Source organism: Leclercia sp. LSNIH3 (assembly GCF_002935105.1).
Lineage (GTDB): Bacteria > Pseudomonadota > Gammaproteobacteria > Enterobacterales > Enterobacteriaceae > Enterobacter > Enterobacter adecarboxylatus.
In genome coordinates this window covers 2173538-2195340 of record NZ_CP026387.1, presented here as the reverse complement: position 1 = coordinate 2195340, position 21803 = coordinate 2173538, and the positions used below count along the sequence as shown (strand labels likewise).

Below are 21803 nucleotides of genomic sequence, written 5' to 3'. Positions count from 1 at the left end.
TCAGCCTCCGGCAATCACCTGAAAGAGCAGGATCTGATCGCCTTCGCGGACCTGCTGTTTATCCCACTGCTCACGCGGCAGGATCTGTTGATTCAGGGCCAGCGCGACCCCGGGTTTTAACTGGCGCAGCTGGTGGAGCAGGGTGGCGACGGTTAAGTCATCCCCGCACTGCATCGGTTCGTCGTTAAACAGGATCCGCATGCTGCCCTCCACACACCTGACAGCCGCTGGCACGCTGTAAAGCCAGTTGCCGCCAGCTCCCTGTCCGGGCATCGAACAGGCGCAGCGTATTGCGCGTTGTCTCGATGCCGCTGAGCAGTTTGATCGCCTCCAGCGCCTGCAAGGTGCCCATCACGCCAACCACCGGCCCGACGATCCCTGCGGTGCGGCAGTTGCGTTGCGGCTCGTCATCCTCCGGCCACACGCAGCGGTAGCAGCCCTGCGTCCAGGGCGGCGTCAACACCATCATCTGCCCGCCAAAGCCCACGGCGCTGGCAGTGATGAGCGGGGTATTGAGCAGCACGCAAGCGGCGTTAATTGCCTGACGGGTGGCCATATTATCGGTGCAGTCCAGCACCACGTCGGCGCGAGCGATCTCCTCCTGCAGCGCGTTGCCTTCCAGGCGCATCTGCAGGGCAATCAGCCGGATATCCGGGTTGAGTTGCTGTAGCCGACGCTGCGTCACGTGCGCCTTTGGCTGGGCGACGTCATCGGTGGTAAACAGGATCTGGCGCTGCAAATTACTCAGATGAACGTCGTCGTCGTCGGCCAGCACCAGGGTGCCGATCCCGGCTCCGGCCAGATACAGTGCCGCCGGCGCGCCTAACCCGCCGAGGCCCACCAGCAGGACCCGGCTGGCGAGCAGCTTTTGCTGCCCGTCAATGGCGATATCTTCCAGCAGGATTTGGCGGCTGTAGCGCATAAAGTCACGGTCATTCATCGCCCACCCCCGCCAGTTGCAGTAGCTGTGCCGTTGCCGCCTCCCAGTCATCGGCCTGGGTAATGGCGCTGACCACCGCAATACTTCCTACCCCGGTTGCCAGCACCGCCGGGGCGCGTTCCAGGCTGATGCCGCCGATAGCAACGGTGGGGTAATCCGCAAGGCGTTCAATATGGCTGGCTAACTGCTCCAGCCCTTGCGGGGCTGAAGGCATCTGTTTGGTCTGGGTCGGGAATACATGCCCGAGGGCGATGTAGGATGGGCGCGCCGCCAGCGCCACGTCGATCTCCATGTTGTCATGGGTCGAGACGCCGAGGCGCAAACCGGCGGCACGAATAAGCTCCAGTTCAGTGCTTTCCAGATCCTCCTGACCCAGATGCACGCCGTAAGCCTGATGCTTAATCGCTAGTCGCCAGTAGTCATTGATGAACAGGCGGGCATCGTAGCGACGCCCCAGGGCAACGGCCGCAATAATATCGGCTTCGACCTCGTCATCCTGTTTATCCTTGATACGCAGCTGGATTGTCTTTACGCCGACCGCAAGCAGACGTTCGATCCACGCCACGCTATCGACCACCGGGTACAGCCCCAGGCGAAAGGGTACGGGGGGGAAATCAGGCTGGTACATTAGGCCTCCTCTTTTTTGAGGTAGATTTCGCCGCCTTTGGCGCGGAAGCTTTGCGACATGTCCGCCATCCCTACTTCAATGGACTGCGCCGCAGCATAATCACGTACCTCCTGGCTGATTTTCATCGAGCAGAATTTTGGCCCGCACATGGAGCAGAAGTGCGCCACTTTGCCGGACTCCTGCGGCAGGGTTTCGTCGTGATAGGCGCGGGCGGTGAAGGGGTCGAGGGCGAGGTTGAACTGATCTTCCCAGCGGAATTCGAAGCGCGCTTTCGACATGGCGTTATCACGGATCTGCGCGCCCGGGTGGCCTTTCGCCAGGTCTGCGGCATGAGCGGCAATCTTGTAGGTGATCAGCCCCTGCTTCACATCCTCTTTGTTCGGCAGGCCGAGGTGCTCTTTCGGTGTGACGTAGCAGAGCATGGCGCAGCCGAACCAGCCGATCATCGCCGCGCCAATCCCGGAGGTGAAGTGGTCGTAACCCGGTGCGATATCGGTGGTTAGTGGCCCCAGGGTATAGAAGGGTGCCTCGTGACAGTGCTCCAGCTCCTCGGTCATGTTGCGACGGATCATCTGCATCGGCACGTGACCCGGGCCTTCAATCATCACCTGCACGTCATACTCCCAGGCGATTTTGGTCAGCTCGCCCAGGGTGTGTAGCTCGGCAAACTGCGCTTCGTCGTTGGCATCGCGAATGGAACCGGGACGCAGGCCATCGCCCAGCGACAGGGAAACATCGTACGCGGCGCAGATTTCGCAGATCTCGCGGAAGTGTTCATACAGGAAGTTCTCCTGATGATGGGACAGGCACCATTTCGCCATGATCGAGCCGCCGCGGGAGACGATGCCGGTCAGACGTTTAGCGGTCATCGGCACGTAGCGCAGCAGCACGCCCGCATGGATGGTGAAGTAGTCAACGCCTTGCTCGGCCTGCTCCAGCAGGGTGTCGCGGAACGCTTCCCAGGTGAGATCTTCCGCGATGCCGTTAACCTTCTCCAGCGCCTGGTAGATGGGCACCGTACCAATCGGCACCGGGCTGTTACGCAGGATCCACTCGCGGGTTTCGTGGATATAGCGGCCGGTGGAGAGGTCCATTACCGTATCCGCGCCCCAACGGGTGGACCAGACCAGCTTCTCTACCTCTTCCTCAATGGAGGACGTCACCGCCGAGTTACCGATATTGGCGTTCACTTTCACCAGGAAGTTACGTCCGATGATCATCGGCTCTGATTCCGGGTGGTTAATGTTGGCGGGGATAATGGCGCGGCCAGCGGCCACTTCGTCACGCACAAATTCCGGGGTGATGTTCTCCGGCAGGCGGGCACCAAAGCCTTCGCCCGGGTGCTGGTGGCGCAGCACTTCGCCACGAATACGCTCGCGGCCCATGTTTTCGCGAATGGCGATAAATTCCATCTCCGGCGTTACGATCCCTTTGCGGGCGTAGTGCAGCTGGGTTACACATTTGCCCGCTCTGGCCCGCTTCGGTGTCAGCAAGCCGGTGAAGCGCAGATCGTCCAGACCGTCGTCGGCCAGGCGCTCGCGGGTGTAAGCCGAGCTTTGCTCGTTCAGGGCTTCGCTGTCGTCACGGGCTTCGATCCACGGCTGGCGGAGCTTCGCCAGACCCTGCTGGACGTTAATAGCGATCGCCGGATCGCCGTACGGGCCGGAGGTATCATAGACCGGTACGGCTTCGTTCTCTTCAAACTGCGGGTTCTCTTTGCTGCCGCCGATTAACGTCGGGCTGAGCTGGATCTCACGCATCGGCACGCGAATATCCTCCTGCGAACCTGTCAGATAGATGCGTTTCGAGTTAGGGAAAGCAGTGCCTTCGAGAGTGTCGATAAAGTGTTGGGCGTGTGCGCGCTGTTCGCGGCGGGTCATTTTAGTGGCAGACATAGCTCGTTCCAGTAAGTTCAGGAAGTGGCTTGTCAGACGACGGATGAAGCAAGAGGAGATCGCCCGTTGGGCGATGCAATAAATTGACTCTTGTTCCCTTCGCAGGTCTTAACCTGATCAGGTTCCGCGGATCCCGAATTAACGGTCTCAGCCCGGCTTTCGCACTGGGCACTCCGACAAGAATAGGCTCCCCTACAACGGGAGCTGTGAATGTAAATTACGCGTTAACGAGAAATAACTCAAGCCGGTCGGGCGACGTTATCTTCGTTGCTCGCTTTCAGATTGTGATCCAGCGCAAGGGCGATCAGGCTGTCTTCCAGCGTAAAGCGTTGCTCCAGCGCCTCGCCGATATCGGAAAGCGCCTGCTGGAATTCCAGATAGTTATCCTGATCGATGGCGTTCTCCAGCGTGGAGTCGTAGTAATCCATGATTTGCTGAGTATTGGCTTCCAGCTGGGGGTAGAGCCTGGTGGCAGCTAACTGCGGACTGTTACCTTCCAGGTCACGGATAATGCGCTCATAAATATTGAAATGCCCGTTAGAGAGGTAATCAACAAGGCTCTGACAAAAATCGTCCAGCGCTTTTTCGTTCAGGCGCATATATGATTCTTTGCCAGGCTTAATGCCAACGAGATTGTAGTAGGCAACAAGCAGATGTTTACGCACGTGCAGCCAGCGATCGACCAGTTTGTTACATCCGCCAACGCGCTCTGTCAGGTTTTCTAGCTGGTTTAGCATGTTTGACTCCGCAAGGTTAAGATTAAAAGCTGCCCACCCAAAATGTAATAGTATTGTTACCAACATGCCTGTGAAGCAAAGGTAGTGCAATAGATATGGATCGTATAATTGAAAAATCGGATCGCGGCTGGTGGTTAGTCAGCCATGAACAAAAATTATGGTTGCCCGGTGGTGAATTACCATATGGCGAGGCCGGAAATTTCGATCTTGCGGGGCAACACGCACTAAATATTGGTGAGTGGAAGGGCGATTCTGTGTGGTTGATCCAACAAAATCGTCGTCACGATATGGGATCGGTGCGCCAGGTGCTCGATCTCGATGTCGGCTTGTTCCAGCTGGCGGGTCGGGCTGTGCAGTTGGCCGAGTTTTATCGTTCGCATAAATTCTGCGGCTACTGTGGCCATACCATGCACCCCAGCAAAACCGAGTGGGCGATGCTCTGCAGCCACTGCCGGGAACGCTATTACCCGCAAATCGCGCCGTGCATTATTGTCGCTATCCGCCGGGATGATTCCATCTTACTGGCGCAACATACCCGCCATCGCAACGGGGTGCATACCGTTCTGGCCGGATTTGTCGAAGTGGGCGAAACCCTGGAACAGGCTGTCGCGCGCGAAGTGATGGAGGAGAGCGGCATTAAGGTGAAGAATCTACGCTATGTCACCTCTCAGCCGTGGCCGTTTCCGCAATCGCTGATGACCGCCTTTATGGCCGAGTACGACAGCGGCGAGATCGTCATCGATCCGAAAGAGCTGCTGGCAGCCGACTGGTATCGCTATGACAACTTACCGCTCCTTCCCCCGGCAGGTACCGTGGCGCGCCGCCTGATAGAAGATACCGTGGCAATGTGTCGGGCTGACGATGTGTGACATGTTACACTGGGGATAAGACGCTTAAGGAACTGCAAAAATGACCGAACTGAAGAACGATCGTTATCTGCGTGCGCTGCTGCGCCAACCCGTTGATATCACCCCGGTATGGATGATGCGCCAGGCGGGCCGCTATTTGCCGGAATACAAAGCCACGCGCGCGCAGGCGGGCGATTTTATGTCGCTGTGCAAAAACGCGGAGTTGGCCTGTGAAGTGACGCTCCAGCCGCTGCGCCGCTATCCGCTGGACGCGGCGATCCTCTTCTCCGACATCCTGACTATCCCGGACGCCATGGGGCTGGGTCTGTACTTTGAAACCGGCGAAGGCCCGCGCTTTAGCTCGCCGATCAAGAGCAAAGCGGACATCGACAACCTGCCGATCCCGGACCCGGAACAAGAGCTGGGTTATGTGATGAATGCGGTGCGCACCATTCGCCGCGAGCTGAAAGGCGAAGTGCCGCTGATCGGTTTCTCCGGCAGCCCGTGGACGCTGGCGACCTACATGGTTGAAGGCGGCAGCAGCAAAGCCTTCACCGTGATCAAGAAGATGATGTATGCCGATCCGTTGGCGCTGCACGCCCTGTTGGATAAGCTGGCGAAAAGCGTCACCCTGTACCTGAACGCGCAGATCAAAGCGGGCGCGCAGTCGGTGATGATCTTTGATACCTGGGGTGGGGTGCTGACAGGCCGCGACTATCAGCAGTTCTCGCTCTATTACATGCATAAAATCGTTGATGGCCTGCTGCGTGAAAACGAAGGTCGCCGCGTGCCGGTGACCCTGTTTACCAAAGGCGGCGGTCAGTGGCTCGAAGCCCTGGCTGCAACCGGCTGTGATGCGCTGGGCCTCGACTGGACCACCGATATTGCCGATGCGCGCCGTCGCGTGGGAGACAAAGTCGCCCTGCAGGGCAACATGGATCCGTCTATGCTGTATGCTCCGGCCGCCCGTATTGAAGAAGAAGTCGCGACCATTCTGGCGGGCTTCGGTCAGGGCGAAGGCCATGTGTTTAATCTGGGGCACGGTATTCATCAGGATGTTCCGCCAGAACATGCAGGCGTGTTTGTGGAGGCGGTGCACCGACTTTCTGCCCAGTATCACCTGTAAGGAGTCGTTATGGATCTTGCGTCACTTCGCGCTCAACAACTTAAACTCGCTGCGTCGGTATCCCGTGAAGACCGGCTGGATAAAGACCCACCCGCGCTGATTGCCGGGGCGGATGTCGGGTTTGAGCAGGGCGGAGAGGTAACGCGGGCGGCGATAGTGTTGCTGACCTGGCCCGAACTGGAGTTGGTCGAGTATCAGGTAGCGCGTATCGCCACCACCATGCCTTACATCCCCGGCTTCCTCTCTTTTCGTGAATATCCCGCGCTGCTGGCCGCGTGGGATCAGCTTTCGCAAAGACCCGACCTGTTGTTCGTAGATGGCCATGGGATCTCCCATCCGCGCCGTCTCGGCGTCGCCAGCCATTTTGGCCTGCTGGTGGATGTCCCGACCATCGGGGTAGCGAAAAAGCGTCTCTGCGGTAAGTTTGAACCTCTGTCGGCTGAACCCGGCGCGCTGGCGCCATTGATGGACAAAGGCGAACAGCTGGCGTGGGTCTGGCGCAGCAAAGCGCGCTGTAATCCCCTGTTCATCGCCACCGGCCATCGCGTCAGTACCGACACCGCGCTCGCGTGGGTGCAGCGTTGCATGAGAGGCTATCGACTACCGGAGCCGACCCGCTGGGCCGATGCGGTGGCGTCCGGGCGTCCCGCTTTTGTTCGTTGGCAGGAAATTCAGCGCTGATTCAGGTAAACTGCGGCTAATTTTCGATTCGAGACTTCATCATGTTACAAAACCCGATTCACCTGCGCCTCGAGAAGCTGGAAAGCTGGCAGCATGTCACTTTTATGGCCTGTTTGTGCGAACGCATGTACCCGAACTATGCCATGTTCTGCAAGCAGACTGAATTTGGGGATGGCCAGCTTTATCGCCGTATTCTCGATCTGGTGTGGGAGACGCTGACGGTCAAAGATGCGAAGGTGAACTTCGATTCTCAGCTCGATAAGCTGGAAGAGGCGATCCCCGTAGCCGACGACTATGATGTCTATGGCGTCTATCCGGCAATTGATGCCTGTGTGGCTTTAAGTGAATTGATTCACTCGCGCCTGAGTGGCGAAACGCTGGAACATGCCATCGAAGTCAGTAAGGCCTCAATTACGTCAGTGGCGATGCTGGAGATGACCCAGGCGGGTCGTGAAATGACCGATGAAGAGCTGCGTTTAAACCCGGCTGTTGAGCAGGAATGGGACATTCAGTGGGAAATATTCCGTTTACTGGCAGAGTGCGAAGAACGCGATATCGAGCTGATTAAAGGCCTGCGTGCAGACTTGCGTGAGGCAGGCGAGAGTAACATTGGTATAAATCTTCACCAGTGAAACAATAAAACGTGATTTTACGCCTGTTTTGTCATACCTGTACTCTTCCCTTCTGCCCCCCGTCTGGTCTACATTTGGGGGGCGAAAATAAGTGGCTATCGGTGCGTGTATGCAGGAGAGTGCTTTTTTGGCATTTTCGTCGCACTCGATGCTTAGCAAGCGATAAACACATTGAAAGGATAACTTATGAACAAGACTCAACTGATTGATGTAATTGCGGACAAAGCTGACCTGTCTAAAGTACAGGCTAAAGCTGCTCTGGAATCCACCCTGGCTGCAATTACTGAGTCTCTGAAAGAAGGCGACGCTGTACAACTGGTAGGTTTCGGTACCTTCAAAGTGAACCACCGCGCTGAGCGTACTGGCCGCAACCCGCAGACCGGTAACGAAATCAAAATCGCTGCAGCTAACGTGCCAGCATTTGTTTCTGGCAAAGCACTGAAAGACGCAGTTAAGTAAGCCGCGTAGCAGTGAACAGTTTTATCGAGGGGGCGGTTTCGCCCCTTTTGTCTGTCTGGCGCCAGACAATGGCACTGGCAGGCATACTTTTGCTGTCTGCGTGCAGCCATGACTCCTCTCTCCCGCCTTTTACCGCCAGCGGTTACGCTGACAATCAGGGCGCAGTGCGTATCTGGCGTAAAGACACAGACGATGAAGTGCATCTGCTCTCCGCCTTTAGTCCCTGGCATAGCGGCAGTACCACTACCAGTGAATATCGCTGGCAGGGTGATACGCTGGCCTTCATCGACGTGAATATCTACAGCAAAGTGCCCGAGCATGTGCGGGTGCGTTTTGACGACCACGGTGAGCTGAGCTTTATGCAGCGCGACATCGGGGGTCTTAAGCAGCAACTCTCTACCGATCAAATTGACCTCTACCGCTACCGCGCCGAGCAGGTTCGTCAGACCAGCGATGCGTTGCGACAGGGACGCGTGGTGCTGCATCAAGGACGCTGGCACGCCGACAGCACCGTGACCACGTGCGAAGGCCAGACTCTGAAACCGGATCTTGATAGTTGGGCGATGGAACATATCGGACGCCGTCAGAGCCATTCATCTATGGAAGTGAGCGTTGCGTGGCTGGTTGCGCCGGAAGGATCACAGCTGCTGCTGGTGGCTAACGAAGATTTCTGTACCTGGCAGCCGACAGAGAAGAGTTTTTAAGTCCTGCAGATTAAGCCGGATGGCACTGACGCTTATCCGGCCTGGTCAAGAATCCCTCTCCCCTGAGGGAGAGGGTGAAGGGATTACTCCCCTTGCTCCCGCGCAATCGCACGATATCCAATATCGTTACGGCTGAAGCTACCGTTCCAGTGAATATCCGCCATCAGGGCATAGGCGCGCTGCTGCGCTTGTGCAACGGTATGGCCCAGTGCGGTAGCGCACAGGACGCGACCACCGTTGGTCAGCACACGATCGTCATCAGACAGCGTTGTGCCGGCATGGAACACCTTCGCATCTTCCACCTGTTCCAGCGGCAGACCGTGGATCTCGTCCCCGGTGCTGTAGTTGCCCGGATAACCGCCCGCCGCAATCACTACGCCCAGCGAAGCACGCTCGTCCCACTCGGAGGTTTTCTTGTCCAGCTTGCCTTCGCAGGCCGCCAGGCAGAGATCCACCAGATCGGATTTCATGCGCAGCATGATCGGCTGCGTTTCGGGATCGCCAAAGCGACAGTTGAACTCGATAACCTTCGGGTTGCCCTGCTTGTCGATCATCAGGCCCGCATAGAGGAAACCGGTATAGGTATTGCCTTCCGCTGCCATGCCTTTTACGGTTGGCCAGATGATGCGGTCCATGGTGCGCTGATGTACTTCATCAGTCACCACCGGCGCAGGGGAGTACGCACCCATTCCACCGGTGTTTGGGCCGGTATCAGCATCGCCAACGCGTTTATGATCCTGGCTGGTGGCCATCGGCAGCACATGCTCGCCGTCGACCATCACGATAAAGCTCGCCTCTTCACCGTCAAGGAACTCCTCGATCACGATACGGTGGCCCGCGTCGCCAAAGGCGTTACCCGCCAACATATCCTGAACAGCGGCTTCTGCCTCTTCGAGGGTCATCGCCACGATCACACCTTTACCGGCAGCCAGGCCGTCGGCTTTAATCACAATAGGCGCGCCTTTTTCACGTAAGTAAGCCAGGGCTGGCTCTACCTCGGTGAAGTTCTGATACTCCGCGGTCGGGATGTTATGACGCGCGAGGAAATCTTTGGTAAAGGCTTTTGAGCCTTCCAGCTGGGCGGCGCCTTCGGTTGGGCCGAAGATGGTCAGGCCCGCCGCGCGAAACGCATCCACCACGCCAATCACCAGTGGCGCTTCCGGGCCTACGATGGTCAGGTCGATCTTCTCGTTCTGGGCAAAGCTCAGCAGCGCCGGAATATCGGTTACACCGATAGCGACGTTCTGCAGGGTGGGTTCCAGCGCAGTACCGGCGTTACCGGGTGCTACAAAGACGGTTTTCACTTGCGGAGACTGCGCCGCTTTCCACGCCAGGGCGTGCTCACGCCCGCCGTTACCAATCACTAATACTTTCATTCTCTGCTCCGGGAATTAATGGCGGAAATGACGCATGTCGGTGAAGATCATCGCAATGCCGTGTTCGTCGGCAGCGGCAATGACTTCGTCATCACGGATAGATCCGCCAGGCTGGATCACGCAGGTGATGCCTACAGCCGCCGCCGCATCGATGCCGTCACGGAACGGGAAGAAGGCGTCAGAGGCCATGGCGGAGCCTTTTACTTCCAGACCTTCGTCACCTGCCTTGATACCGGCAATTTTCGCAGAGTACACGCGGCTCATCTGGCCTGCGCCTATCCCGATAGTCATGTTTTCTTTCGCGTAAACGATGGCATTGGATTTAACAAACTTCGCCACTTTCCAGCAGAACAATGCATCACGCAGTTCCTGTTCGGTTGGCTGACGTTTGCTGACTACGCGCAGGTCGGCTTCTGTCACCATACCCAGATCGCGATCCTGAACCAGCAGACCACCGTTGACACGTTTGAAGTCCAGGCCCGGAACACGCTCTGCCCACTGGCCGCAGGTCAGCACGCGAACGTTCTGTTTCGCCGCGGTGATTTTCAGAGCCTCTTCGGTAGCAGACGGGGCGATGATCACTTCAACAAACTGACGGGAGATGATCGCCTGAGCGGTTTCAGCATCCAGTTCGCGGTTGAAGGCAATAATGCCGCCGAACGCAGAGGTAGGGTCGGTTTTATACGCGCGATCGTAGGCATCCAGGATAGAGGTGCTTACCGCCACACCGCATGGGTTCGCGTGCTTGACGATCACGCAGGCTGGTTCGCTGAACTCCTTCACGCACTCCAGCGCCGCGTCGGTATCAGCGATGTTGTTATAGGAGAGCGCTTTGCCCTGAACCTGCTGTGCGGTAGCAACGGAGGCTTCTTTTACATCTTCTTCTATATAGAAGGCTGCCTGCTGGTGGCTGTTCTCACCGTAACGCATATCCTGCTTCTTAATGAAGTTCAGGTTTAAGGTGCGAGAGAAGCGACCAGAAGGGTCTTTGCTTTCGCCGTGATAGGCAGGTACCAGGCTACCGAAGTAGTTGGCGATCATGCTGTCGTAGGCGGCGGTATGTTCGAACGCTTTAATGGCAAGGTCAAAACGGGTGTCGAGATTCAGGGAGCCTTCGTTAGCGTCCATCTCTTTAATAATGGCGTCGTAGTCGCTGCTCTTTACTACGATGGCGACATCTTTATGGTTCTTGGCAGCGGAGCGCACCATGGTCGGGCCGCCGATATCGATATTCTCTACGGCGTCTTCCAGCGAGCAGCCTTCACGGGCAACGGTCTGGGCGAACGGATAGAGGTTAACGACAACCATGTCGATCGGCGCGATCCCATGCTGATCCATAATGCCGTCGTCCTGACCGCGACGACCCAGAATGCCGCCGTGAACTTTTGGGTGCAGGGTTTTGACGCGTCCATCCATCATTTCCGGGAAACCGGTGTAATCGGACACTTCGGTTACCGGCAGGCCTTTATCTGCTAACAGGCGAGCAGTACCGCCAGTGGACAGCAGCTCCACACCACGTGCAGAAAGTGCCTGAGCGAATTCGACGATACCGGCTTTATCAGAAACACTGAGCAGAGCGCGGCGGACTGGACGACGTTGTTGCATGGTAAATCCCCTGGATTTGACGATTACAGAGAGCGTTAGGTGAATTTTCTACATAAAAACTCAACTAACACACCTGGCAGGGCCTCTTTATTTAGCGCAAGCATTTTAACGAAAACGTTTGCGCAACGCTCGCACATTTTCACTTTTTCGTCGGGTTGTGGATAAGTCTGTTAATAATCAGGTGTAAGGCGGGGTTTTGCTGGGGAATGCAGCAGTCAGTCATTTTTCTGTCATTTAAGGGTTGCGGCCTGAAGAGAACTCCCTATAATGCGCCTCCATCGACACGGCAGATGTGAATCACTTCACACAAACAGCCGGGCCGGTTGAAGAGAAAAGCGTGAAATAATCGCTTGACTCTGAAAGAGGAAAGCGTAATATACGCCACCTCGCAACGGTGAGCGAAAGCCGCGTTGCACTGCTCTTTAACAATTTATCAGACAATCTGTGTGGGCACTCAAAGTGACATGGATTCTTAACGTCCTCGGACGAAAAATGAATACCAAGTCTCTGAGTGAACATACGTAATTCATTACGAAGTTTAATTCACGAGCATCAAACTTAAATTGAAGAGTTTGATCATGGCTCAGATTGAACGCTGGCGGCAGGCCTAACACATGCAAGTCGAACGGTAGCACAGAGAGCTTGCTCTCGGGTGACGAGTGGCGGACGGGTGAGTAATGTCTGGGAAACTGCCTGATGGAGGGGGATAACTACTGGAAACGGTAGCTAATACCGCATAACGTCGCAAGACCAAAGAGGGGGACCTTCGGGCCTCTTGCCATCAGATGTGCCCAGATGGGATTAGCTAGTAGGTGGGGTAATGGCTCACCTAGGCGACGATCCCTAGCTGGTCTGAGAGGATGACCAGCCACACTGGAACTGAGACACGGTCCAGACTCCTACGGGAGGCAGCAGTGGGGAATATTGCACAATGGGCGCAAGCCTGATGCAGCCATGCCGCGTGTATGAAGAAGGCCTTCGGGTTGTAAAGTACTTTCAGCGGGGAGGAAGGTGTTGTGGTTAATAACCACAGCAATTGACGTTACCCGCAGAAGAAGCACCGGCTAACTCCGTGCCAGCAGCCGCGGTAATACGGAGGGTGCAAGCGTTAATCGGAATTACTGGGCGTAAAGCGCACGCAGGCGGTCTGTCAAGTCGGATGTGAAATCCCCGGGCTCAACCTGGGAACTGCATTCGAAACTGGCAGGCTAGAGTCTTGTAGAGGGGGGTAGAATTCCAGGTGTAGCGGTGAAATGCGTAGAGATCTGGAGGAATACCGGTGGCGAAGGCGGCCCCCTGGACAAAGACTGACGCTCAGGTGCGAAAGCGTGGGGAGCAAACAGGATTAGATACCCTGGTAGTCCACGCCGTAAACGATGTCGACTTGGAGGTTGTTCCCTTGAGGAGTGGCTTCCGGAGCTAACGCGTTAAGTCGACCGCCTGGGGAGTACGGCCGCAAGGTTAAAACTCAAATGAATTGACGGGGGCCCGCACAAGCGGTGGAGCATGTGGTTTAATTCGATGCAACGCGAAGAACCTTACCTACTCTTGACATCCAGAGAACTTAGCAGAGATGCTTTGGTGCCTTCGGGAACTCTGAGACAGGTGCTGCATGGCTGTCGTCAGCTCGTGTTGTGAAATGTTGGGTTAAGTCCCGCAACGAGCGCAACCCTTATCCTTTGTTGCCAGCGGTTAGGCCGGGAACTCAAAGGAGACTGCCAGTGATAAACTGGAGGAAGGTGGGGATGACGTCAAGTCATCATGGCCCTTACGAGTAGGGCTACACACGTGCTACAATGGCGCATACAAAGAGAAGCGACCTCGCGAGAGCAAGCGGACCTCATAAAGTGCGTCGTAGTCCGGATTGGAGTCTGCAACTCGACTCCATGAAGTCGGAATCGCTAGTAATCGTAGATCAGAATGCTACGGTGAATACGTTCCCGGGCCTTGTACACACCGCCCGTCACACCATGGGAGTGGGTTGCAAAAGAAGTAGGTAGCTTAACCTTCGGGAGGGCGCTTACCACTTTGTGATTCATGACTGGGGTGAAGTCGTAACAAGGTAACCGTAGGGGAACCTGCGGTTGGATCACCTCCTTACCTTAAAGAACCTGCCTTTGTAGTGTCCACACAGATTGTCTGATGAAAAGTAAAAAGCAAGGCGTCTTGCCGAAGCAGACTATACGTCCCCTTCGTCTAGAGGCCCAGGACACCGCCCTTTCACGGCGGTAACAGGGGTTCGAATCCCCTAGGGGACGCCACTTGCTGGTTTGTGAGTGAAAGTCGCCGACCCCCATATCTCAAAACTGACTTCAGAGTCATGTTTGAGATATTTGCTCTTTAAAAATCTGGATCAAGCTGAAAATTGAAACGACGCACTGTGTCTGTTCCCCGTAACAGGAGCAGATGAAGGTGTGGTCGGGTCTCAGATTTCGCAATCATGAAGTGAAACAGCTTCGGGTTGTGAGGTTAAGCGACCAAGCGTACACGGTGGATGCCTAGGCAGTCAGAGGCGATGAAGGACGTGCTAATCTGCGATAAGCGCCGGTAAGGTGATATGAACCGTTATAACCGGCGATTTCCGAATGGGGAAACCCAGTGTGACTCGTCACACTATCGTTAAGTGAATACATAGCTTAACGAAGCGAACCAGGGGAACTGAAACATCTAAGTACCCTGAGGAAAAGAAATCAACCGAGATTCCCCCAGTAGCGGCGAGCGAACGGGGAGCAGCCCAGAGTCTGAATCAGCATGTGTGTCAGTGGAAGCGTCTGGAAAGTCGCAGGGTACAGGGTGATACTCCCGTACACGAAGATGCATATGCTGTGAACTCGAAGAGTAGGGCGGGACACGTGGTATCCTGTCTGAATATGGGGGGACCATCCTCCAAGGCTAAATACTCCTGACTGACCGATAGTGAACCAGTACCGTGAGGGAAAGGCGAAAAGAACCCCGGCGAGGGGAGTGAAATAGAACCTGAAACCGTGTACGTACAAGCAGTGGGAGCACCCTTGTGGTGTGACTGCGTACCTTTTGTATAATGGGTCAGCGACTTATATTCTGTAGCAAGGTTAACCGTATAGGGGAGCCGAAGGGAAACCGAGTCTTAACTGGGCGTTAAGTTGCAGGGTATAGACCCGAAACCCGGTGATCTAGCCATGGGCAGGTTGAAGGTTGGGTAACACTAACTGGAGGACCGAACCGACTAATGTTGAAAAATTAGCGGATGACCTGTGGCTGGGGGTGAAAGGCCAATCAAACCGGGAGATAGCTGGTTCTCCCCGAAAGCTATTTAGGTAGCGCCTCGTGAATTCATCTCCGGGGGTAGAGCACTGTTTCGGCTAGGGGGCCATCCCGGCTTACCAACCCGATGCAAACTGCGAATACCGGAGAATGTTATCACGGGAGACACACGGCGGGTGCTAACGTCCGTCGTGAAGAGGGAAACAACCCAGACCGCCAGCTAAGGTCCCAAAGTCATGGTTAAGTGGGAAACGATGTGGGAAGGCACAGACAGCCAGGATGTTGGCTTAGAAGCAGCCATCATTTAAAGAAAGCGTAATAGCTCACTGGTCGAGTCGGCCTGCGCGGAAGATGTAACGGGGCTAAACCATGCACCGAAGCTGCGGCAGCGACACTTAGGTGTTGTTGGGTAGGGGAGCGTTCTGTAAGCCGTCGAAGGTGACCTGTGAGGGTTGCTGGAGGTATCAGAAGTGCGAATGCTGACATAAGTAACGATAAAGCGGGTGAAAAGCCCGCTCGCCGGAAGACCAAGGGTTCCTGTCCAACGTTAATCGGGGCAGGGTGAGTCGACCCCTAAGGCGAGGCCGAAAGGCGTAGTCGATGGGAAACAGGTTAATATTCCTGTACTCGGTGTTACTGCGAAGGGGGGACGGAGAAGGCTATGTTGGCCGGGCGACGGTTGTCCCGGTTTAAGCATGTAGGCGGAGGTTCCAGGTAAATCCGGTACCTTTTAACGCTGAGGTGTGATGACGAGGCACTACGGTGCTGAAGCAACAAATGCCCTGCTTCCAGGAAAAGCCTCTAAGCATCAGGTAACATCAAATCGTACCCCAAACCGACACAGGTGGTCAGGTAGAGAATACCAAGGCGCTTGAGAGAACTCGGGTGAAGGAACTAGGCAAAATGGTGCCGTAACTTCGGGAGAAGGCACGCTGATATGTAGGTGAAGCCCCTGCGGGTGGAGCTGAAATCAGTCGAAGATACCAGCTGGCTGCAACTGTTTATTAAAAACACAGCACTGTGCAAACACGAAAGTGGACGTATACGGTGTGACGCCTGCCCGGTGCCGGAAGGTTAATTGATGGGGTTAGCGGCAACGCGAAGCTCTTGATCGAAGCCCCGGTAAACGGCGGCCGTAACTATAACGGTCCTAAGGTAGCGAAATTCCTTGTCGGGTAAGTTCCGACCTGCACGAATGGCGTAATGATGGCCAGGCTGTCTCCACCCGAGACTCAGTGAAATTGAAATCGCTGTGAAGATGCAGTGTACCCGCGGCAAGACGGAAAGACCCCGTGAACCTTTACTATAGCTTGACACTGAACACTGGTCCTTGATGTGTAGGATAGGTGGGAGGCTTTGAAGCGTGGACGCCAGTCTGCGTGGAGCCATCCTTGAAATACCACCCTTTAATGGCTGGTGTTCTAACGTGGACCCGTTACCCGGGTTGCGGACAGTGTCTGGTGGGTAGTTTGACTGGGGCGGTCTCCTCCTAAAGAGTAACGGAGGAGCACGAAGGTTAGCTAATCCTGGTCGGACATCAGGAGGTTAGTGCAATGGCATAAGCTAGCTTGACTGCGAGAGTGACGGCTCGAGCAGGTGCGAAAGCAGGTCATAGTGATCCGGTGGTTCTGTATGGAAGGGCCATCGCTCAACGGATAAAAGGTACTCCGGGGATAACAGGCTGATACCGCCCAAGAGTTCATATCGACGGCGGTGTTTGGCACCTCGATGTCGGCTCATCACATCCTGGGGCTGAAGTAGGTCCCAAGGGTACGGCTGTTCGCCGTTTAAAGTGGTACGCGAGCTGGGTTTAGAACGTCGTGAGACAGTTCGGTCCCTATCTGCCGTGGGCGCTGGAGAATTGAGGGGGGCTGCTCCTAGTACGAGAGGACCGGAGTGGACGCATCACTGGTGTTCGGGTTGTCATGCCAATGGCACTGCCCGGTAGCTAAATGCGGAAAAGATAAGTGCTGAAAGCATCTAAGCACGAAACTTGCCCCGAGATGAGTTCTCCCTGAGCCTTTAAGGCTCCTGAAGGAACGTTGAAGACGACGACGTTGATAGGTCGGGTGTGTAAGCGCAGCGATGCGTTGAGCTAACCGATACTAATGAACCGTGAGGCTTAACCTTACAACGCCGAAGCTGTTTTCGGTGACTGAGACAATTTTCAGCTGAACCAGATTAACCGGGTGGCCCGCGAGGCGGCCCGGACACAGAATTTGCCTGGCGGCTGTAGCGCGGTGGTCCCACCTGACCCCATGCCGAACTCAGAAGTGAAACGCCGTAGCGCCGATGGTAGTGTGGGGTCTCCCCATGCGAGAGTAGGGAACTGCCAGGCATCAAATCAGGTAAAAAGCCCATCCTCACGGATGGGCTTTTTACGTTGTGGCGCCGGGCAGCCGGACCCCACTGCATTTGCCGGGCATCAAAGCAGAACCCCGTACCGCAAGGTACGGGGTTTTTTGTCGTCTGCACGAAACCCTCAGGCCATACAACCCTGAAACCCAGAAACCGGCCGGATGGCGGCTTCGCCTTACCCGGCCTGCGGATCACGCCGCGCCGCCCGGCAATTCCAGCCGCACCTACTCCCCTTCCTTGAAACTTTCTCACCTTTCACATGCAGACTCGACATTTGGCTTATTCCTGGTTATTGTCAGCTATCTGGATGTCTAAACGTTTATACGTATGCTGTGAGGATATAAGGTTATGCCGATTAGGGTGCAGGACGAGCTACCAGCCGTCAATTTCTTGCGTGATGAGAATGTCTTTGTAATGACGGCATCGCGCGCTACAGGTCAGGAAATTCGTCCTCTGAAGGTGCTTATCCTTAACCTGATGCCAAAGAAAATTGAGACGGAAAACCAGTTCCTCCGCTTACTCTCTAATTCCCCGCTGCAGGTTGATATCCAGCTGCTGCGTATTGATGCGCGTGAATCCCGTAACACACCTTCAGAGCATCTCAATAACTTCTACTGTAACTTCGATGATATTCGCGACGAGAATTTCGATGGCCTAATCGTTACCGGTGCCCCGCTAGGTCTGGTTGAGTTCAACGATGTAGCCTACTGGCCGCAAATCAAGCAGGTACTTGAGTGGGCCAAAGATCATGTCACCTCTACGCTGTTTGTGTGTTGGGCGGTACAGGCGGCACTCAATATTCTTTACGGCATCCCTAAGCAAACGCGCACCGAAAAACTTTCTGGCGTCTATGAGCACCATATTCTGCACCCTCATGCATTACTGACGCGGGGCTTTGATGATTCCTTCCTGGCTCCCCATTCACGCTATGCCGACTTCCCGGCAGCACTGATCCGTGACTACACCGATCTGGAGATCCTGGCAGAAAGCGAAGAGGGTGATGCCTACCTGTTCGCTAGCAAAGATAAACGCATCGCCTTTGTCACTGGCCATCCTGAATACGATCCCGACACCCTTGCGAGCGAGTATTTCCGTGATGTCGAAGCGGGTTTAAACCCGGACGTGCCGTACAACTATTTTCCACAAAACGATCCGCAGAACAAACCGCGGGCAACCTGGCGCAGCCATGGCAACCTGCTGTTTACTAACTGGCTCAACTACTACGTCTACCAGATCACACCATACGATCTGCGCCACATGAATCCGACGCTGGATTAATCCTCTGACGATCCTCTTCCTGTAGCGTTTCAGCTCACCAGTTAAGGCACCTTCGGGTGCCTTTTTTATTTCCGAAATAAACTCCGCTTGATGACTAACTTTTAATTGCATAAATATCAGGCAGTTAAATGCATTTTAAATTAAAAATGGAAATAGTTTTTGATTTTACGATAAATCGAGATAGTCTTTATTTTGCTGAACGAAAACTACACAACGATCTTTCGTTCGCCTGGGGGAAGTGAATTTGGATCAATGACGAGGAGCAGCACAATGAATCAACAGGCAACCATTATCGATGAACTGGCGTTTAACCAACCGCATGGCGAGCAGGAGCAGCAGGTCCTGACGCCCGAGGCCGTTGAGTTTCTTACCGAGCTGGTGACCCGTTTCACGCCAAAGCGCAATAAATTACTGGCGGCACGTATCCAGCAGCAGCAAGACATTGATAATGGAAAGCTACCGGACTTTATTTCGGAAACCGCTTCCATTCGAGAAGGTGACTGGACGATTCGCGGCATCCCGCAGGACCTGCAGGATCGACGTGTGGAGATCACCGGCCCGGTGGAGCGCAAGATGGTGATCAATGCGCTCAATGCCAATGTGAAAGTCTTTATGGCCGATTTTGAAGATTCGCTGGCGCCCGACTGGAGCAAAGTGATCGAAGGGCAGATTAACCTGCGCGACGCGGTGAATGGCACCATCAGCCACACCAACGAAGCAGGAAAAATTTATCAGCTCAAGCCCAACCCGGCAGTCCTGGTCTGTCGTGTCCGCGGCCTGCATTTACCGGAAAAACATGTGACCTGGAATGGGGAAGCGATCCCCGGCAGCCTGTTCGACTTTGCCCTCTATTTCTTCCACAACCATAAAAATCTGCTGGCAAAAGGCAGCGGCCCCTATTTCTACCTGCCGAAAACCCAGTCCTGGCAGGAAGCGGCCTGGTGGAGTGAGGTCTTTAGTTATGCCGAAGATCGTTTCGGGCTGCCGCGCGGCACCATCAAAGCCACGTTGCTGATTGAAACCCTGCCGGCTGTGTTCCAGATGGACGAAATACTGCATGCCCTGCGTGACCATATTGTTGGCCTGAACTGTGGCCGTTGGGACTATATCTTCAGCTATATCAAGACGCTGAAAAATCACCCCGATCGTGTCCTGCCGGATCGCCAGGTGGTCACCATGGATAAATCATTCCTGAATGCCTACTCGCGTCTGTTAATCAAAACCTGCCATAAACGCGGCGCTTTCGCGATGGGCGGGATGGCGGCGTTCATTCCGAGCAAAGACAGCGAGCGTAACACCCAGGTATTGAAGAAAGTGAAGGCCGACAAAGAGCTGGAGGCCAACAACGGCCATGACGGCACCTGGGTGGCGCATCCGGGTCTGGCTGATACCGCCATGGAAGTCTTCAACCGCATTCTCGGTGATAACAAAAACCAGCTGCACGTCACGCGCGAGGACGACGCACCTGTCACCGCCGCCCAGCTGCTTGAGCCGTGCGAGGGCGAACGCACCGAAGAGGGAATGCGCGCCAATATCCGCGTGGCGGTGCAGTACATCGAGGCGTGGATTTCCGGCAACGGCTGTGTGCCGATTTACGGTCTGATGGAAGATGCCGCTACCGCCGAGATCTCACGTACCTCTATCTGGCAGTGGATCCATCATCAAAAGACCCTCAGCAACGGCAAACCGGTTACTAAAGCCCTGTTCCGCCAGATGCTGTCGGAAGAGATGCTGAACATTCAGGAAGAGCTGGGCGAGCATCGCTTCAGCAGTGGTCGCTTCGACGCCGCGGCACGCCTGATGGAACAGATCACCACCTCAGACGAGTTAATCGATTTCCTGACGCTGCCTGGCTACCGCCTGCTGGCGTGATTTCACCACATAACAATATGGAGCATCTGCACATGAAAACCCGTACCCAACAGATCGAAGCATTACAAAATGAGTGGACTCAACCGCGCTGGGAAGGCATTGAACGCCCTTACAGCGCAGAGGAAGTGGTGAAGTTACGCGGTTCGGTCAACCCGGAGTGCACCCTGGCACAGCTGGGCGCGGCCAAAATGTGGCGTCTGCTGCACGGAGAATCGAAAAAGGGCTACATCAACAGTCTCGGTGCATTAACGGGCGGCCAGGCGTTGCAGCAGGCGAAAGCAGGCATTGAAGCGATCTATCTGTCAGGCTGGCAGGTGGCGGCAGACGCCAACCTGGCCTCCAGCATGTACCCGGATCAATCCCTCTATCCGGCAAACTCTGTTCCGGCGGTGGTGGAGCGCATCAACAATACCTTCCGCCGTGCGGATCAGATCCAGTGGGCGTCCGGTATTGAGCCGCAGGATCCACGCTTTGTGGATTACTTCCTGCCGATTGTCGCCGATGCGGAAGCCGGTTTTGGCGGGGTACTGAATGCTTTCGAGCTGATGAAATCGATGATTGAAGCCGGTGCAGCGGCCGTTCACTTCGAAGATCAGCTGGCCTCAGTGAAGAAGTGCGGACACATGGGCGGCAAAGTGCTGGTGCCGACTCAGGAAGCCATTCAGAAACTGGTGGCGGCCCGTCTGGCTGCTGATGTGCTGGGCGTTCCGACGCTGGTGATTGCCCGTACCGATGCCGATGCGGCAGATCTGATCACCTCAGATTGTGACCCTTATGACAGCCCGTTTATTACCGGGGAACGTACCAGCGAAGGTTTCTATCGTACCCATGCTGGCATTGAACAGGCGATCAGCCGTGGCCTGGCGTATGCCCCTTATGCTGACCTGGTGTGGTGCGAAACCTCCACCCCGGACCTGGCGCTGGCTAAACGCTTTGCCGACGCCATCCATGCAAAATATCCGGGCAAACTGCTGGCCTATAACTGCTCCCCATCCTTCAACTGGCAGAAAAATCTGGACGATAAAACTATCGCCAGTTTCCAGCAGGCGCTGTCGGACATGGGCTACAAGTACCAGTTCATTACCCTGGCGGGCATTCACAGCATGTGGTTCAACATGTTCGACCTGGCGCACGCCTATGCTCAGGGCGAGGGCATGAAGCACTACGTCGAGAAGGTCCAGCAGCCGGAGTTCGAAGCCAGCAAACAGGGCTATACCTTTGCCTCGCATCAGCAGGAAGTGGGAACGGGCTACTTCGATAAAGTGACGACCATTATTCAGGGCGGCACCTCCTCCGTGACCGCACTGACAGGCTCAACCGAAGAAGCACAGTTCTGATCCCTTCACCCTGACCCTCTCCCCACAGGGGGGAGGGAACAAAAGGGCGTGAGTTATTACGGTTGGCACAATACAGCGTTACGC

General features: G+C 55.4%; 16 protein-coding genes, 1 tRNA gene, 3 rRNA genes and 1 riboswitch. Of the genes, 13 read left to right on the top strand and 7 right to left on the bottom strand.

The genetic code is table 11. The annotated features are described in order from the left end of the window. The 5 genes from thiS to C3F35_RS10600 all read right to left on the bottom strand — a co-directional run bounded on the left by thiS (position 1) and on the right by C3F35_RS10600 (position 4200). The gene (gene thiS, locus C3F35_RS10620) at positions 1-201 is read right to left on the bottom strand and encodes a sulfur carrier protein ThiS (RefSeq protein WP_059308968.1); all 201 of its coding nucleotides are present in this window, start codon (positions 199-201) and stop codon (positions 1-3) included. Beyond that, positions 185-940 (bottom strand): HesA/MoeB/ThiF family protein, encoded by a 756-nt coding sequence (locus C3F35_RS10615; RefSeq protein WP_103793545.1) that lies wholly within the window; start codon positions 938-940, stop codon positions 185-187. The genes thiS and C3F35_RS10615 overlap by 17 nt, the downstream gene beginning before the upstream one ends. Beyond that, on the bottom strand, positions 933-1568 hold the full coding sequence (thiE, locus tag C3F35_RS10610) for a thiamine phosphate synthase (RefSeq protein ID WP_103793544.1): 636 nt from the start codon (positions 1566-1568) through the stop codon (positions 933-935). The genes C3F35_RS10615 and thiE overlap by 8 nt, the downstream gene beginning before the upstream one ends. After that, positions 1568-3463, bottom strand: coding sequence for a phosphomethylpyrimidine synthase ThiC (thiC, locus tag C3F35_RS10605; protein ID WP_059308965.1), 1896 nt, complete (start codon positions 3461-3463; stop codon positions 1568-1570). Before thiC ends, thiE begins: the two co-directional genes overlap by 1 nt. Positions 3464-3540: 77 nt before the next feature. After that, positions 3541-3649: riboswitch (TPP riboswitch) on the bottom strand. Positions 3650-3702: 53 nt separating this feature from the next. Next, complete coding sequence (locus C3F35_RS10600) at positions 3703-4200, bottom strand: Rsd/AlgQ family anti-sigma factor (protein ID WP_032615904.1); 498 nt, start codon at positions 4198-4200, stop codon at positions 3703-3705. 95 nt (positions 4201-4295) lie between these two features. On the opposite strand from C3F35_RS10600, the gene nudC reads away from it, so the two are divergent. From nudC to C3F35_RS10570, 6 genes are all read left to right on the top strand, one after another. Further along, complete coding sequence (gene nudC, locus C3F35_RS10595) at positions 4296-5069, top strand: NAD(+) diphosphatase (RefSeq protein ID WP_077227923.1); 774 nt, start codon at positions 4296-4298, stop codon at positions 5067-5069. Positions 5070-5109: 40 nt separating this feature from the next. Then, complete coding sequence (hemE, locus tag C3F35_RS10590; RefSeq protein WP_077227922.1) at positions 5110-6174, top strand: uroporphyrinogen decarboxylase; 1065 nt, start codon at positions 5110-5112, stop codon at positions 6172-6174. Positions 6175-6183: 9 nt separating this feature from the next. Further along, entirely contained in the window at positions 6184-6855 is a 672-nt protein-coding gene (gene nfi, locus C3F35_RS10585; protein WP_032615910.1) for a deoxyribonuclease V, read from the top strand. Between the two features lie 41 nt (positions 6856-6896). Then, the gene (locus C3F35_RS10580; protein ID WP_032615911.1) at positions 6897-7487 is read left to right on the top strand and encodes a YjaG family protein; all 591 of its coding nucleotides are present in this window, start codon (positions 6897-6899) and stop codon (positions 7485-7487) included. A 186-nt stretch (positions 7488-7673) separates the two neighbouring features. Continuing rightward, positions 7674-7946: a nucleoid-associated protein HU-alpha gene (gene hupA, locus C3F35_RS10575; protein WP_032615913.1), complete on the top strand. Its 273-nt coding sequence runs from the start codon at positions 7674-7676 to the stop codon at positions 7944-7946. Between the two features lie 11 nt (positions 7947-7957). Next, complete coding sequence (locus C3F35_RS10570; protein ID WP_103793543.1) at positions 7958-8650, top strand: DUF1481 domain-containing protein; 693 nt, start codon at positions 7958-7960, stop codon at positions 8648-8650. Positions 8651-8733: 83 nt separating this feature from the next. Here the strand turns inward: C3F35_RS10570 and purD are convergent, their stop codons facing one another. Then, positions 8734-10026 (bottom strand): phosphoribosylamine--glycine ligase, encoded by a 1293-nt coding sequence (purD, locus tag C3F35_RS10565; protein ID WP_032615915.1) that lies wholly within the window; start codon positions 10024-10026, stop codon positions 8734-8736. A 15-nt stretch (positions 10027-10041) separates the two neighbouring features. Then, the gene (purH, locus tag C3F35_RS10560) at positions 10042-11631 is read right to left on the bottom strand and encodes a bifunctional phosphoribosylaminoimidazolecarboxamide formyltransferase/IMP cyclohydrolase (RefSeq protein WP_032615916.1); all 1590 of its coding nucleotides are present in this window, start codon (positions 11629-11631) and stop codon (positions 10042-10044) included. 560 nt (positions 11632-12191) lie between these two features. Between purH and C3F35_RS10550 the strand changes: the two genes are divergently transcribed. The 7 genes from C3F35_RS10550 to aceA all read left to right on the top strand — a co-directional run bounded on the left by C3F35_RS10550 (position 12192) and on the right by aceA (position 21719). Next, a 16S ribosomal RNA gene (locus tag C3F35_RS10550) occupies positions 12192-13731 on the top strand. 85 nt (positions 13732-13816) lie between these two features. Then, a tRNA-Glu gene (locus tag C3F35_RS10545) sits at positions 13817-13892 on the top strand. A gap of 206 nt (positions 13893-14098) precedes the next feature. Next, positions 14099-17004, top strand: a 23S ribosomal RNA gene (locus tag C3F35_RS10540). A gap of 92 nt (positions 17005-17096) precedes the next feature. Beyond that, a 5S ribosomal RNA gene (rrf, locus tag C3F35_RS10535) occupies positions 17097-17212 on the top strand. Together the 16S, 23S and 5S rRNA genes with 1 tRNA gene alongside form the textbook arrangement of a ribosomal RNA operon. 368 nt (positions 17213-17580) lie before the next feature. Then, complete coding sequence (metA, locus tag C3F35_RS10530; RefSeq protein WP_032615921.1) at positions 17581-18510, top strand: homoserine O-acetyltransferase MetA; 930 nt, start codon at positions 17581-17583, stop codon at positions 18508-18510. 270 nt (positions 18511-18780) lie between these two features. After that, positions 18781-20382: a malate synthase A gene (gene aceB / locus C3F35_RS10525; RefSeq protein ID WP_103793491.1), complete on the top strand. Its 1602-nt coding sequence runs from the start codon at positions 18781-18783 to the stop codon at positions 20380-20382. Positions 20383-20414: 32 nt separating this feature from the next. After that, positions 20415-21719, top strand: coding sequence for an isocitrate lyase (gene aceA / locus C3F35_RS10520; protein WP_103793490.1), 1305 nt, complete (start codon positions 20415-20417; stop codon positions 21717-21719). Positions 21720-21803: the final 84 nt, after the last annotated feature.

Coding starts and splice junctions, on each gene's coding strand:
- nudC (WP_077227923.1), top strand. CDS start 4,296: ATGGATCGTATAATTGAAAAATCGGATCGCGGCTGGTGGTTAGTCAGC.
- C3F35_RS10600 (WP_032615904.1), bottom strand. CDS start 4,200: ATGCTAAACCAGCTAGAAAACCTGACAGAGCGCGTTGGCGGATGTAAC.
- purH (WP_032615916.1), bottom strand. CDS start 11,631: ATGCAACAACGTCGTCCAGTCCGCCGCGCTCTGCTCAGTGTTTCTGAT.
- hemE (WP_077227922.1), top strand. CDS start 5,110: ATGACCGAACTGAAGAACGATCGTTATCTGCGTGCGCTGCTGCGCCAA.
- thiE (WP_103793544.1), bottom strand. CDS start 1,568: ATGTACCAGCCTGATTTCCCCCCCGTACCCTTTCGCCTGGGGCTGTAC.
- nfi (WP_032615910.1), top strand. CDS start 6,184: ATGGATCTTGCGTCACTTCGCGCTCAACAACTTAAACTCGCTGCGTCG.
- aceA (WP_103793490.1), top strand. CDS start 20,415: ATGAAAACCCGTACCCAACAGATCGAAGCATTACAAAATGAGTGGACT.
- C3F35_RS10580 (WP_032615911.1), top strand. CDS start 6,897: ATGTTACAAAACCCGATTCACCTGCGCCTCGAGAAGCTGGAAAGCTGG.
- thiC (WP_059308965.1), bottom strand. CDS start 3,463: ATGTCTGCCACTAAAATGACCCGCCGCGAACAGCGCGCACACGCCCAA.
- hupA (WP_032615913.1), top strand. CDS start 7,674: ATGAACAAGACTCAACTGATTGATGTAATTGCGGACAAAGCTGACCTG.
- metA (WP_032615921.1), top strand. CDS start 17,581: ATGCCGATTAGGGTGCAGGACGAGCTACCAGCCGTCAATTTCTTGCGT.
- aceB (WP_103793491.1), top strand. CDS start 18,781: ATGAATCAACAGGCAACCATTATCGATGAACTGGCGTTTAACCAACCG.
- thiS (WP_059308968.1), bottom strand. CDS start 201: ATGCGGATCCTGTTTAACGACGAACCGATGCAGTGCGGGGATGACTTA.
- C3F35_RS10615 (WP_103793545.1), bottom strand. CDS start 940: ATGAATGACCGTGACTTTATGCGCTACAGCCGCCAAATCCTGCTGGAA.
- purD (WP_032615915.1), bottom strand. CDS start 10,026: ATGAAAGTATTAGTGATTGGTAACGGCGGGCGTGAGCACGCCCTGGCG.